The organism is Micromonospora sp. IBHARD003 (assembly GCF_056106285.1).
Genome location: NZ_JBWBBX010000001.1, coordinates 2521047 through 2534208, shown reverse-complemented (window position 1 = coordinate 2534208; position 13162 = coordinate 2521047). Strand labels below are relative to the sequence as shown.

Annotated in this window: 12 protein-coding genes; 8 read left to right on the top strand and 4 right to left on the bottom strand. The window is 69.6% G+C overall.

Going from position 1 to position 13162, the window contains the following annotated elements:
* Positions 1–69: 69 nt before the first annotated feature.
* Positions 70–1281: an alpha/beta hydrolase gene (locus ACTWOL_RS11270; protein WP_474296493.1), complete on the bottom strand. Its 1212-nt coding sequence runs from the start codon at positions 1279–1281 to the stop codon at positions 70–72.
* Positions 1282–1627: 346 nt separating this feature from the next.
* Here ACTWOL_RS11270 and ACTWOL_RS11265 point away from each other — a divergent pair, with 346 nt between their 5' ends.
* Positions 1628–2113, top strand: coding sequence for a peptidase inhibitor family I36 protein (locus ACTWOL_RS11265; protein WP_474296492.1), 486 nt, complete (start codon positions 1628–1630; stop codon positions 2111–2113).
* Here the strand turns inward: ACTWOL_RS11265 and ACTWOL_RS11260 are convergent.
* Entirely contained in the window at positions 2094–2957 is an 864-nt protein-coding gene (locus tag ACTWOL_RS11260; RefSeq protein ID WP_474296491.1) for a potassium channel family protein, read from the bottom strand. The genes ACTWOL_RS11265 and ACTWOL_RS11260 overlap by 20 nt on opposite strands.
* A gap of 101 nt (positions 2958–3058) precedes the next feature.
* The gene (gene aceE / locus ACTWOL_RS11255; protein WP_474296490.1) at positions 3059–5806 is read right to left on the bottom strand and encodes a pyruvate dehydrogenase (acetyl-transferring), homodimeric type; all 2748 of its coding nucleotides are present in this window, start codon (positions 5804–5806) and stop codon (positions 3059–3061) included.
* Positions 5807–6167: 361 nt separating this feature from the next.
* Here aceE and ACTWOL_RS11250 point away from each other — a divergent pair, with 361 nt between their 5' ends.
* From ACTWOL_RS11250 to ACTWOL_RS11225, 6 genes are all read left to right on the top strand, one after another.
* The gene (locus ACTWOL_RS11250; RefSeq protein WP_474296489.1) at positions 6168–6605 is read left to right on the top strand and encodes a DUF3052 domain-containing protein; all 438 of its coding nucleotides are present in this window, start codon (positions 6168–6170) and stop codon (positions 6603–6605) included.
* Positions 6606–6825: 220 nt separating this feature from the next.
* A complete protein-coding gene (locus ACTWOL_RS11245) occupies positions 6826–7293 on the top strand; it encodes a peroxiredoxin (protein WP_474296488.1) in 468 nt (155 codons plus the stop codon).
* 113 nt (positions 7294–7406) lie between these two features.
* A complete protein-coding gene (locus tag ACTWOL_RS11240) occupies positions 7407–7982 on the top strand; it encodes a TerD family protein (RefSeq protein ID WP_474296487.1) in 576 nt (191 codons plus the stop codon).
* A 117-nt stretch (positions 7983–8099) separates the two neighbouring features.
* Positions 8100–8675 carry a TerD family protein gene (locus ACTWOL_RS11235; RefSeq protein ID WP_474296486.1) on the top strand — a complete coding sequence of 192 codons (576 nt, stop codon included), beginning with the start codon at positions 8100–8102 and terminating at the stop codon, positions 8673–8675.
* A 62-nt stretch (positions 8676–8737) separates the two neighbouring features.
* Positions 8738–9859: a DUF475 domain-containing protein gene (locus tag ACTWOL_RS11230; RefSeq protein ID WP_474296485.1), complete on the top strand. Its 1122-nt coding sequence runs from the start codon at positions 8738–8740 to the stop codon at positions 9857–9859.
* 246 nt (positions 9860–10105) lie between these two features.
* Positions 10106–10843, top strand: coding sequence for a TerD family protein (locus ACTWOL_RS11225; RefSeq protein WP_474296483.1), 738 nt, complete (start codon positions 10106–10108; stop codon positions 10841–10843).
* A 60-nt stretch (positions 10844–10903) separates the two neighbouring features.
* On the opposite strand, the gene ACTWOL_RS11220 is transcribed toward ACTWOL_RS11225, so the two are convergent.
* Positions 10904–11788 carry a TerD family protein gene (locus ACTWOL_RS11220; RefSeq protein ID WP_474296482.1) on the bottom strand — a complete coding sequence of 295 codons (885 nt, stop codon included), beginning with the start codon at positions 11786–11788 and terminating at the stop codon, positions 10904–10906.
* A 209-nt stretch (positions 11789–11997) separates the two neighbouring features.
* Here ACTWOL_RS11220 and ACTWOL_RS11215 point away from each other — a divergent pair, with 209 nt between their 5' ends.
* A complete protein-coding gene (locus ACTWOL_RS11215) occupies positions 11998–13161 on the top strand; it encodes an HpcH/HpaI aldolase/citrate lyase family protein (RefSeq protein WP_474296481.1) in 1164 nt (387 codons plus the stop codon).
* The last annotated feature ends 1 nt before the right edge of the window (position 13162 follow it).

The window sequence follows — 13162 nt, the reverse complement described above, 5'->3', positions numbered from 1 at the left end:
CGGCGTGCGCCCGCGCGTCGCCCCTCCCCGGGGTCGTCGTCGTGCACTGCCCGGCTGCATCGGCGCCCGTCAGGCCGTGTTCAGGCCCTGGAGCCCACGGCGGCAGGCGCCGACTCCGTCCGCGCAGGTCACCGCGCCGTAGGCGCCGACGCCTATCTCGGCGAAGTTGGCGAGGCTCTCGGTGCCCGGCTCGAAGTACCCGGCGTGGCCGATCGCGCCGGCCGCGGACAGCACGCGTGCCCCGAACTCGGGCGACACCGGGTCGGCGCCGTGGCCGAGCCCGCCGACCTCCAGATACGGCACGTCCTGGATCCAGTCGTCGCTGTCGCGCGTCGCCCACACCCGGGCGCCGGTCCTCAGCTGTGCCGCGCTGTCAGCCCGCATTCCGGGGCTGCCCGCGACCGCCACATCGCCCACGCGCCCGGGCAGTTCACGGGCGGCGACACCGCAGACCACGGAGCCGTAGCTGTGGCAGAAGAGCGACACCCTCGCGGCGCCGGGCAGCGCCTTGGTCAGGGCCACCAACCGGTCGGCGCCGGTCGCGGCGAGCCTGCCGGTCGAGGCGTCCAGGCCCACACCGGTCGGTGAGGTGTAGTCCGCCCAGGCGATGACCGCGGTCCGGGTGGCGGGGGACGCGGTCCGCTCGGCGTCGTACAGCGACCGTGCCATGCCCACCGGAGCCGTGAACCTGCGCCGGCTCTTCTCGAACGTCAGGATGTTGGTGTCGACGCCCGGGACGACGACCGAGACCCGCTGTGCGCCCTCGAGGTCCCCGAGGACCTCGGCCGCGCGGCCCTTGCCCGACGGGTCGAAGGCGAGGATCTGCCGGCCGGGCTGTAGCAGCGACTCGAAGCGGTGCATCCGCCGCACGGCCTCGTCCCTGCCGACCGCGGAGAGCCGGGGGTCCTTCCTCCGTGCCTTCTCCGTGCGCAGCGCCTGGGCCAGCGCGACCCTGTTGGCACGGTAGCGCAGCGTGACCGGGGCGCCGTTGAGGTTGCCCACCACGAGGGGGTGGCGGTCCGCGAGTGTGGCTGCCTCGCGCGCGCCTATGGAGTCGAAGAACCGTGCCAGCCGTGCGGGCGGCGCACCGGCGTCGGGCAGCCCGTGCGTCCCGATCCGGTCCGTCTTCCAGGCGGCGAGTGCGATGTCCCTGGGCTCGCCGGGACTGCGCTGATGTCGTACAGCGGTCCAACCGGTGGTCGCGAGCAGCACGAACACGACGGCAAGAGCGAGCAGGGCGCGCCAGACGTTCAGTGGAGGAGAGGAGTCGAGAGCAGTCACTGAGGGGACAGCCTAGGGGCCGTCCGACGGGCGTCGTGCACACCGTGAGAGAGATCACGCGTTCGCGTGGGGGGAGCGCGGTCCACGGCTACGTTCCGTATGCGCGAGTCGTACGCTGCGGCGCCCGCGGGGGTGGTACGGGCTCCGGAGCATCCGTAGTGCCGCTGCGGTCGGGGTGCCTCACGCAACTGCCGCCTATCAGGATGAACCGGTATGGAAGGTCTTCCGCCACGCCGACACCACCGGCCAAGGTGCGGACCACGCGTGCGGCACCGCATGCACGACGGCGCACGCACGACAGCGCACGCGCGCGCACCGGCACACGCACCGACACGGGGGTTGATCCATGCGTACGACCGTTCTTGCCACCGCCCTGGCCTTCGCCACGGGCGTGGCCCTCGCTGCCGCCTTCGGCCGGGCCCCGGCCGTGGTACCGGCGGCCGCCGCCGCTCCCGGGGCCCCGCGGGTGCCCTCCGCAGCCGGGCCATCTCCGGCCTCCCCCGCCTCCGCCGCCTCCCCCGTCTCCGCTTTTGCCGTCGGGCCGCCGCGACTCGGCGTCTGCGCGTCCGGCGAGCTCTGCCTGTGGGAGCGGCCGGACTTCGCCGGGACCCGGCAGGTCCACGAGCTGTCCGGCATCGACATCGAGTCCTGCGTCCCGCTACCCGCGGCCGGCACGGCCCAGGCCCTCGCCAACCGCACCGGACGCCCCGTCACCACCTATCAGTCGGCGGAGTGCGCCGAGACGGGCGAGTTCGAGACGTACCCGGGCGGCGGGACCTGGGTGCCCCAATCGCCTTACCGGGTACGGGCGTTCAAGGTGTGGGAGAACTAGGTCCTGTCCGGACGCCATCCGGCGCCAGTGCCGTCCCAAGCGTGCCGACGTCTTCCAGGACCGGTGCCGGCTCGGGTGCCTGGACCGGCATCACCGGGGCGGCCGCCCCCGTCCCCGTCCCCGTCTTCGACAGCCGCGCCACCTCCGCCCTCAGCAGGCCGACCTCCCTGGTCAGGGCCTCGAGGAGCGCGGTCTGGCGGCGTTCCTCCGCGTCGTCCCGGTCGAAGCGGGCGATGAACCAGGCAGCGATGTTCGCCGTCACCACACCCAGCAGGGCGATGCCGGACAGCATCAGCCCGACCGCGAGGACCCGCCCGAGGCCCGTCGTGGGCGCGTGATCGCCGTACCCGACGGTCGTCATCGTCGTGAACGACCACCACACGGCGTCGCCGAGCGTCTTGATGTTCCCGTCGGGTGCGTCCCGCTCGACGTGCAGCACAGCGAGCGAGCCGAACATCATCAGCCCCACCACCGCACCGGCCACATACGTGGTCAGCGTGATCTGCGGGGCCATCCGGGCCCGCCGCCCGACCAGCAGCAGTGTGGAGACCACGCGCAGCAGCCGCAGCGGCTGTACCAGCGGCAGCACCACCGCCAGCAGATCCACCGGGTGCTTGCGGACGAACAGCCACTTGTGCGGGGCCAGCGTCAGCCGTACGAGGTAGTCACAGGCGAACGCGCCCCACACCACCCACTCCACCGTCTGGCAGAGCGTGTGCACCCATGGCCGGGCGTCCGGTGCCACGATCGGTACCGCGTACGCCAGCCCGAACGCCAGCGCGAGACCCAGCAGGGGTCCCTGTGCGCGCGCTTCCCAGCGCATCTGCGCCGTTCGTTCCTTCATGCCGCGCATCGTAAGCGGCGGTCGGGGCACGCGGTGGGGGGACGGTGCCCGGCACCGTCCCCCCACCGTCGTATCCCGCGACCGCGGGTCCCACCCGGGACCTACGCGTCGCCGCCGGCCGCGCCCGGGTCGGCCGCCGCCACATCGAGCAGCTGGTAGCGGTCCACGGCCTGCTTCAGCGCCGAACGGTCCACCTTGCCGTCCCTGGCCAGCTCGGTGAGCACCGCCAGCACGATCGACTGCGCGTCGATGTGGAAGTAGCGGCGGGCGGCGCCGCGCGTGTCGGCGAAGCCGAATCCGTCCGCGCCGAGCGAGGTGTAGCGGCCCGGGACCCAGCGCGAGATCTGGTCCGGCACCGAACGCATCCAGTCCGACACGGCCACGAACGGGCCCTCGGACGCGGCGAGCTTCTGCGTCACGTACGGGACGCGCTGGTCCTCCTCCGGGTGGAGCAGATTGTGCTCCTCCACCGCCACGGCATCGCGCCGCAGCTCGTTCCAGGACGTCGCCGACCAGACGTCGGCCCGTACGTCCCACTCGTCGGCGAGGATCCGCTGCGCCTCCACGGCCCACGGCACCGCGACACCGGACGCCATGATCTGTGCCGGGATCTGGCCCGCCTCGCCCGCCTTGAAGCGGTGGATGCCCTTGAGGATGCCGTCCACGTCGACGTCGGCGGGCTCGGCCGGGTGCTGGATCGGCTCGTTGTAGACGGTCAGGTAGTAGAAGACGTCCTCACCGTGCGGGTGCTCGGCGTCGGAGCCGTACATCCGCCGCAGACCGTCCTTGACGATGTGCGCGATCTCGAAGCCGAAGGCCGGGTCGTAGGCGATGCAGCCCGGGTTCGTCGAGGCGAGCAGCTGCGAGTGGCCGTCCGCGTGCTGCAGACCCTCACCGGTCAGGGTCGTACGCCCCGCGGTCGCGCCCAGTACGAATCCGCGCGCCAGCTGGTCGGCCATCTGCCAGAACTGGTCGCCGGTCCGCTGGAAACCGAACATCGAGTAGAAGACGTAGACCGGGATCAGCGGCTCGCCGTGCGTGGCGTAGGAGGAGCCCGCGGCGATGAGCGACGCGGTGCAGCCCGCCTCGGAGATGCCGTCGTGCAGCATCTGTCCGGTCGGCGACTCCTTGTACGCGAGCAGCAGCTCGCGGTCCACGGCCTCGTACTGCTGGCCCAGCGGGTTGTAGATCTTCGCGCTCGGGAAGAAGGAGTCCATGCCGAACGTGCGGTACTCGTCCGGCGCGATCAGCACGAACCGCCTGCCGATCTCCTTGTCCCGCATCAGGTCCTTCAGCAGCCGGACGAAGGCCATGGTGGTGGCGATCGACTGCTGGCCGGAGCCCTTCTTCACCGCCGCGTACGTCGACTCTTCGGGCAGCACCAGCGGCTTCGACCGCACCACCCGGGTCGGGACGTACCCGCCCAGGCCCTGGCGGCGGTCGTGCATGTACTGGATCTCCTCGGAGTCGCGCCCCGGGTGGTAGTACGGCGGCAGGCCGCTCTCCAGCTGCGCGTCGGTGATCGGCAGGTGCAGCCGGTCGCGGAAGCCCTTCAGGTCGGCGACCGTCAGCTTCTTCATCTGGTGGGTCGCGTTGCGGCCCTCGAAGTTCGGGCCGAGCGTCCAGCCCTTGACCGTCTGGGCGAGGATCACGGTCGGCTGGCCCTTGTGGGCACGGGCCGCCGAGTAGGCCGCGAAGATCTTCTTGTGGTCGTGGCCGCCACGGCCCAGGTGCAGGATCCGGTCGTCGCTCATGTTCTCGACCATCGCCCGCAGCCGGTGGTCGTCGCCGAAGAAGTGCCGGCGGATGTAGTCGCCGGTCTCCGTGGCGTACGTCTGGAACTGGCCGTCCGGAGTGGTGTTCAGCTTGTTGACCAGGACGCCGTCGCGGTCCTGGGCCAGCAGCGGGTCCCAGGTGCGGTCCCAGATCAGCTTGATCACGTTCCAGCCCGCCCCGCGGAAGATCGACTCCAGCTCCTGGATGATCTTTCCGTTGCCGCGCACCGGGCCGTCGAGCCGCTGCAGATTGCAGTTCACCACGAAGGTGAGGTTGTCCAGGCTCTCACGGGCGGCGATGGACAACTGGCCGAGCGACTCGGGCTCGTCCATCTCGCCGTCGCCGAGGAAGGCCCAGACATGGGAGCGGGAGGTGTCGGCGATCCCGCGCGCCTCCAGATAGCGGTTCATCCGCGCCTGGTAGATCGCGCCGAGCGGGCCGAGGCCCATCGACACCGTCGGGAACTCCCAGAAGTCCGGCATCAGCCGGGGGTGGGGGTAGGACGACAACCCGTTCGGGTACTTCGACTTCTCCTGGCGGAAGGCGTCGAGCTGGGTCTCGTTCAGCCGGTCCAGCAGGAACGCGCGCGCGTAGATACCGGGCGACGCGTGGCCCTGGAAGAAGATCTGGTCGCCGCCGTCGCCCTGGTCCTTGCCCCGGAAGAAGTGGTTGAAGCCCACGTCGTAGAGCGACGCCGAGGAGGCGAAGGTCGCGATGTGGCCGCCGACGCCGATACCGGGCCGCTGGGCGCGGGACACCATCACCGCGGCGTTCCAGCGGGTCGCGTTGAGGATCCTGCGCTCGATCTCCTCGTTGCCGGGGAAGAACGGCTCGTCCTTGGTCGCGATGGTGTTCACGTAGTCCGTGCTGCGCATCTCCGGCACGGCCACGCGCTTCTCACGGGCCCGTTCGATCAGCCGCAGCATGAGGTAGCGGGCCCGTTCACGGCCGCGCTGGTCCACGGCGGCGTCGAGGGAGTCGAGCCACTCCCGGGTCTCCTCCGGATCGAAATCCGGGACCTGGCTCGGCAGGCCGCCAATGATGATCGGGTTGCGATCGGAACCGGAAGCCACGCTGTTCCTTCACTCTTCGGTTGCTGGGGGTGGTGCTGGGGGATTACGCCGCTCCCCATCGTGTACCCCGGGAGCAATTACGTCATCTCTACCGATGAGTAACCATGCGTCCCCGATTGGCGGACCGGCGCCACGGAAGCGTACAAAGGTGGCGAAGGGGGTGGGGCGGTCCGACTCCCCGGATACAAACCGGATGCCAAAGGCGTCTGGAGTTGCGGCGGGACGGCCGTAAACGTCACCGTTTCGGCGGTCTCGACGGCCGGGTACTTGCGCGATCCGCCCCGCCCGTGTGGACTACGGCCAATGCCTCGCGTACGCGCGCGGCTGAAGCATTTTCCGAAACACGATCAGGAGGCAAGCCGTGAGCGCGACCGCGGACCACGCGGAGGAGCGGACCAACCCGGCGTCGAAGCTGGGGTTCGAGCCCGGACAGGTGGTCCAGGAGATCGGCTACGACGACGACGTCGAGCTGGAGCTCCGTGAGGCCATCGAGGCCGTCACCGGCCAGGAACTCGCCGACGAGGACTACGACGACGTGGCGGACGTCGTCCTGCTGTGGTTCCGCGACGAGGACGGAGACCTTACGGACGCCCTGGTGGACGCCATCGGGCTGGTCGATGACGGCGGGACGGTCTGGCTGATGACGCCGAAGACCGGCCGTGACGGCTATGTCGAGCCCAGCGACATCAACGAGGCCGCCCAGACGGCGGGCCTCTCCCAGACCAAGACCATCAACGCGGGCAAGGACTGGACCGGCAGCAGGCTGGTCACGCCCAAGGCGGCGAAGTCCAAGCGCTGAGCGGGCTGTCCGCAGGGCCCCCGCCGACGACCGTCGGCGGGGGCCCCTGTGCGTGCTGTGCGTGGGGCCCCCGCGCCCCGACCGGACCGGGCCCGGTCGGTGCGCAGGGCACTAGGCTTGGCTTACCCGGTCCGGGCCCCGCCCCGGACCACCCCGGTCCGAAGGGGCGCGCGCCGAGGCGGCCACGGAGGCGGACCGAGCCACACGGGAGGACGCGGACATGGCGATCGAGGCCGGCAGCACGGCCCCGGACTTCACGCTGAAGGACAACCACGGGCGGACCGTGGCCCTGGCGGATTTCCGCGGCGAGAAGAACGTGGTCCTGGTCTTCTACCCGTTCGCCTTCACCGGTGTGTGCACGGGTGAGCTCGCGGCGCTCCGGGACGACATGCCGGCTTTCGTCAACGACGACACCCAGCTGCTGGCCGTGTCCACCGACTCGATCCACACCCTGCGGGTGTTCGCCGAGCAGGAGGGTCTGGAGTTCCCGCTGCTCTCGGACTTCTGGCCGCACGGCGAGGCCGCACGGGCCTACGGCGTCTTCGCCGAGGACAAGGGCTGCGCGGTCCGCGGCACCTTCGTCATCGACAAGAGCGGTGTCGTGCGCTGGAGCGTGGTCAACGACCTGCCCGACGCCCGGGATCCCCAGGAGTACATCAAGGCGGTCGGGGCAATCGACGCGCTCTGACTTCATCGGCCGATGTGTCTGTTTCGGCAGGGAACCCGTCACTAGGATCCACTCGTTGATCCGATGCCAACGCACGACGGGGGCGCTGCCCCTACATCTATATGGGAGGACTCGTGGGAGTCAGCCTCAGCAAGGGCGGCAACGTCTCGCTGACCAAGGCCGCCCCCAACCTGACGGCGGTCACCGTCGGTCTGGGCTGGGACGTCCGCACCACCACCGGCACCGATTTCGACCTCGACGCCAGCGCCCTGCTGACGAACACCGAGGGCAAGGTCGCCATCGACGGAAACTTCGTCTTCTTCAACAACCTCAAGAGCCCCGACGGCTCCGTCGAGCACACCGGTGACAACATCACCGGTGAGGGCGAGGGGGACGACGAGCAGATCAAGGTGAACCTCGCGGGTGTCCCCGCCGATGTCCAGAAGATCGTGTTCCCCGTCTCCATCTACGACGCCGAGAGCCGTCAGCAGTCCTTCGGCCAGGTGCGCAACGCGTTCATCCGCGTCGTGAACCAGGCGAACGGCGAGGAGCTGGCCCGCTACGACCTGAGCGAGGACGCCTCGACCGAGACCGCCATGGTCTTCGGCGAGCTGTACCGCAACGGTGCGGAGTGGAAGTTCCGCGCCATCGGTCAGGGCTATGCCTCGGGCCTGCGCGGCATCGCGCAGGACTTCGGCGTCAACGTCTGAGCCGCCACCGGCGTCTGTCTCAGAAGCCGTCCGTACGTCCGTGTCCGGCGCCGCACACCATCCGTGCGGCGCCGGACGCGCCTGCAATTCCGCACATCCAAGGGGAGGACTCACGTCATGGGCGTCACGCTCGCCAAGGGAGGCAATGTCTCCCTCTCCAAGGCCGCACCGAACCTCACTCAGGTCCTGGTGGGCCTCGGCTGGGACGCGCGCTCCACCACCGGGGCGCCCTTCGACCTCGACGCGAGCGCGCTGCTCTGCCAGTCGGGGCGTGTGCTCGGTGACGAATGGTTCGTCTTTTACAACAACCTGACGAGCCCGGAGGGTTCGGTCACACACACCGGTGACAACCTCACGGGCGAGGGTGACGGCGACGACGAGTCGCTGATCGTGGACCTCACCAAGGTGCCCGCACACTGCGACAAGATCGTCTTCCCTGTCTCCATCCATGACGCGGACAACCGCGGCCAGACCTTCGGCCAGGTCAGCAACGCCTTCATCCGAGTGGTGAACCAGGCGGACGGCCAGGAGCTCGCACGCTACGACCTGAGCGAGGACGCCTCGACCGAGACCGCGATGATCTTCGGCGAGCTCTACCGGTACGGAGGCGAATGGAAGTTCCGTGCGGTGGGGCAGGGGTACGCGTCGGGGCTGCGGGGCATCGCTCTAGACTTCGGGGTCAACGTTTCGTAAAGCCGGGCGCGGCGCGGGGGAGACCGATCTCGCGGGGTCCGTACAAACCGATGGGATAGGCAGTGGTCCTGAGAACATTCGGCTGGTCGTTCGCCATTACGGCGCTCGGCCTCGCATTCGCCGCCTGGCAGTGGGGGTGGGAGGCGTTCGGGGTCGTCCTGATCCTGTCGATCCTCGAGATCTCGCTGTCCTTCGACAACGCGGTCGTCAATGCCGGAATCCTGAAGAAGATGAACGCCTTCTGGCAGAAGATCTTCCTCACCGTCGGCATCCTCATCGCCGTCTTCGGCATGCGGCTGGTCTTCCCCGTCGCCATCGTCGCCATCAGCGCCAAGGTCGGGCCCATCGAGGCCGTCAATCTGGCGATGGACAACCCCGAGCAGTACGAGGCGCTGGTCACCGACGCCCACCCGGCGATCGCCGCCTTCGGTGGCATGTTCCTGCTGATGATCTTCCTCGACTTCATCTTCGAGGAGCGGGACATCAAGTGGCTCGCCTGGCTGGAGCGCCCGCTCGCCAAGCTCGGCAAGGTCGACATGCTGTCGGTCTGCATCGCCCTGATCGCCCTGCTGGTCACCGCGATGACCTTCGCGACCCACGCCCACACCAGCTCCGGCTACGCGGACAAGTCCGCCACCGTGCTGCTCGCCGGCGTCGCCGGACTGATCACCTATCTGATCGTCGGCGGCCTCTCCGGCTACTTCGAGGACAAGCTCGAGGAAGAGGAGGAGCGCGAGCACGAGGAGGAGGAGAAGGCCAAGGCCGAGGGCAAGCAGATCTCGGCCGTCGGCCTGGCGGGCAAGGCCGCCTTCTTCCTGTTCCTCTACCTGGAGGTGCTCGACGCGTCGTTCTCCTTCGACGGCGTCATCGGTGCCTTCGCGATCACCAACCAGATCTTCTGGATGGCCCTCGGCCTCGGTATCGGCGCCATGTACGTCCGGTCCCTCACGGTCTACCTGGTCCGCCAGGGCACCCTGGACGACTACGTCTACCTGGAGCACGGCGCGCACTACGCCATCGGCGCGCTCGCCGTCATCCTGCTCGTCACCATCGAGCACCAGATCAGCGAGATCATCACCGGACTCATCGGTGTGGTGCTGATCGCCGCCTCCTTCCTGTCCTCCGTGCTGCGCAACAAGGCGCTCGAGGCGAAGGAAGCACCGGAGAAGGAGCCCGCGGCCTAGTAGGCCTGGGTGCGGTCCGGGCAGGACGTGGCACGTCCTGCCCGACCAGGACCCGGCACGTGTGACGGCCCGGGGTTTGAGGAACGCTCTCAGCGGGGCGGCCAGGAGGCGAAGGAAGGCCTCCGGGCCGCCCCGCGGCATGACCGGCGCCGTGGTGCGATGCCACGGCGGCGGCGCGGCGGCGCACGGCCGCGCGGATCCATCGGGACCGGCCCGGGAACGGCCGGACGCAGTCAGGGGTGGGACATGGGCTTCTGGGACGGATGGCGGCGGGGCGGAGCGGCGGCGCAGTTCGACTCCGGGAACGCGTCGACCAATTCCATCCAGCTGACCAGACGGCATCAGCAGGTCTCGCTGACCAAGCAGGGCGCCGTCAGCGGAAACCTGCGGGTCAATCTGTCGTGGCGGATGCGGACCTCCGACATCGAGGGACGCTCCCGGCAGAGCGGGCTGCTACGGCACCCGTTCAAGCTCTTCCAGCCGGAGGTGGTCCAGGCCCACACACAGGGCGTGGTCAACGTGGACCTGGACCTCGGCTGTCTCTACGAGCTCAGCGACGGCAGCAAGGGGGTGGTGCAGCCGCTGGGCGGCTTCTTCGGCAGCCTGAACGAGCCCCCGTACGTCAGGCTCAGTGGCGACGACCGCTTCGGCGCGCCGTCCGGCGAGACCCTCTTCGTCAATCTCGACCACCACGACAAGATCAGGCGCCTGCTGTTCTTCGTCTACATCTACGACCAGACGCCCGCCTTCGACCGTACGCACGCCAAGGTGACGCTCTACCCGGGCAACGGGCCGCGGGTCGAGATCGAGCTGGACGAGCGCGCCCCCCAGGCCCGCTCCTGCGCGCTGTTCTCGCTGGCGAACGTCAAGGGGGAGCTGATCGTGCGCCGCGAGGTGAAGTTCGTCTACGGCTTCCAGGCGGAGCTGGACCGGCTGTACGGCTGGGGCCTGCAGTGGGGCCGCGGCTACAAGACCCAGACATAAGGCCCGGGGGCGCGCAGGACCGGAGCTCCCGACCTGGACGGTGGTGGATGAGCGGCCCGGTCACTGCCGGATGAACTGGGGGCCCATCGGCGGCATCCGGAAGTTCGGGTCCGGCGCGGGCGCGGCCGCCGCGGCGGGCTGCGGATAGCCGTAGCCAGGCCGTTCCGATGGCTGGGGCTGCTGCGGATAGCCGTAGGCGGGCTGAGGCGCGGGGGAGGCCGGCTGGGGGTAGCCGTAGGCCGGCCCGGTCGACGGCTGCTGCGGATAGCCGTACGAGGGCGAGGGGGAGGACGTGGGAGAGGGCGCGGAGGGCAACGCATGCGTCTCGTCGGTGCTCCCCGTCTCCGGCCCGGACGCGCCGGCGGCGGACTGCTCGCCCCCCGGCGTCTCGGCCGCCGGTTCGGACTCGTCCACCGAGATGCCGAACGCCGTCGCCAGCCCGATCAGCCCGGTCGGATAGCCCTGTCCCACCGCACGGAACTTCCAGCCGTCCCCGCGCCGGTACAGCTCACCGCAGATGATCGCGGTCTCCTCGCCGGTCTCCGCCCGGACGTCGAAGACGGCCAGCGGCTCCCCGTCCTCCGTCCCCGCCTCGTACACCGCGATCCGCAGGTCCGGGACTCCGGCGAAGCTGCCGCCGTCCGACGAGGCGGCGAGCACCACCTGGTCCACGGAGGCGTCGAGCGAGCCGACGTCCGCCTGGACGGTGTCCGTCACGCTGTCGGCCATCCGCTTCTTCGGCATAAGCCGCACCAGCCCGGAGGGATGCCGGGGCTGGTTGTAGAAGACGAAGTCCTCGTCCGAGCGCACACGGCCGTCGGAACCCAGCAGGAGCGCCGAGGCGTCCACATCCGGGACCCCCGGACCGGGGGTCCAGCGCAGTACGGCCCGTACCGCCGTTGCTCCGAGCGGAACGTTGGAGCCCTTCAGCATCGCGTGCGTCATGTCCGTCATCCTGCCTTCCCGGCCCCCGCCCGGACAACGCGGGGGCGGGGCCGCATGCGCGTGGGCGGGGCCGGGCATCCTGAGTCGGGGGCGGAGCGAGGGCCGGTTACCTGGATTTCATATGGTGGGGGAACTCGTGACACCTGCGCCTACGTACTATTACCGGCCACTCACACGACAGGGCCGTAACGGCAGTACGGGGGATTCACATGCGTCATTTCGGGCATATCCCGGACACTGCTCGGAGGGAACTGTTCTACAAGGAGCCGTCCGAGTTCGGAGCCGGCTCTCCGGCGCGGCTGCTCTCGGTGGCGCTCGGGGCCACGCTCTACAGCCCCGCGACCCGGCCGCAGCTCGCCGACGACGTGCTGAAGCAGACCGCCCGCGGAGTGGTCTCCATGGTGCTCTGCCTGGAGGACTCCATCGACGACGGCGATGTGCCGGGCGCCGAGGAGAACCTCGTGCGCCAGTTCGCGCACCTTGCGGCCCGTGGTGTCGAAGTGCCCCTGCTGTTCATCCGGGTCCGTGAGCCGGGCCAGATCCCGGACCTGGTCGAGCGCCTCGGCGAGACGGCCCGGCTGCTGTCCGGATTCGTACTGCCGAAGTTCACCGAGGAGCGCGGCGGAGCCTTCCTCGACGCGCTCAGTGCCGCCGAAGCCGTGAGTGGCCGCCGCCTCTACGCCATGCCCGTACTGGAGTCGCCCGAGCTGCTGCATCTCGAAAGCAGGTTCGAAACCCTGGCCGGCATCGCCCGTACCGTCGACAAGTACCGGGACCGGGTCCTGGCACTGCGCCTGGGCGTCACCGACTTCTGCTCGGCGTACGGGCTGCGCCGCTCGCCCGACATGACCGCGTACGACGTCAAGATCGTCGCGAATGTCATCGCGGACGTGGTCAATGTGCTGGGCCGCTCCGACGGCACCGGATTCACCATCACCGGCCCGGTGTGGGAGTACTTCCGGCTCCAGGAACGCATCTTCAAGCCCCAGCTGCGGCGCAGCCCCTTCCTCGAGGTGCGGGCCGAGGAACTGCGTACCGCACTGATCGAGCACGACCTCGACGGACTGCTGAGGGAGATCGAGCTGGACCGCGCCAACGGACTGCTCGGCAAGACCTGCATCCACCCCTCCCACGTGCTGCCCGTCCACGCACTGTCGGTCGTCAGCCATGAGGAGTTCAGCGACGCGCAGGACATCCTTCGCCCGGAGCGGGGAGGCGGGGGAGTGATGCGTTCGGCGTACACGAACAAGATGAACGAGGTGAAGCCGCACCGGGCCTGGGCGGAGCGTACGCTCCAGCGCGCGGAGGCGTTCGGTGTCGCACGTGAGGACGTCGGTTTCGTCGAACTGCTCACCGCCGGGCTCGCCGGTTGAT

Coding starts and splice junctions, on each gene's coding strand:
- ACTWOL_RS11265 (WP_474296492.1), top strand. CDS start 1,628: ATGCGTACGACCGTTCTTGCCACCGCCCTGGCCTTCGCCACGGGCGTG.
- ACTWOL_RS11260 (WP_474296491.1), bottom strand. CDS start 2,957: ATGAAGGAACGAACGGCGCAGATGCGCTGGGAAGCGCGCGCACAGGGA.
- ACTWOL_RS11245 (WP_474296488.1), top strand. CDS start 6,826: ATGGCGATCGAGGCCGGCAGCACGGCCCCGGACTTCACGCTGAAGGAC.
- ACTWOL_RS11235 (WP_474296486.1), top strand. CDS start 8,100: ATGGGCGTCACGCTCGCCAAGGGAGGCAATGTCTCCCTCTCCAAGGCC.
- ACTWOL_RS11225 (WP_474296483.1), top strand. CDS start 10,106: ATGGGCTTCTGGGACGGATGGCGGCGGGGCGGAGCGGCGGCGCAGTTC.
- ACTWOL_RS11220 (WP_474296482.1), bottom strand. CDS start 11,788: ATGACGCACGCGATGCTGAAGGGCTCCAACGTTCCGCTCGGAGCAACG.
- ACTWOL_RS11215 (WP_474296481.1), top strand. CDS start 11,998: ATGCGTCATTTCGGGCATATCCCGGACACTGCTCGGAGGGAACTGTTC.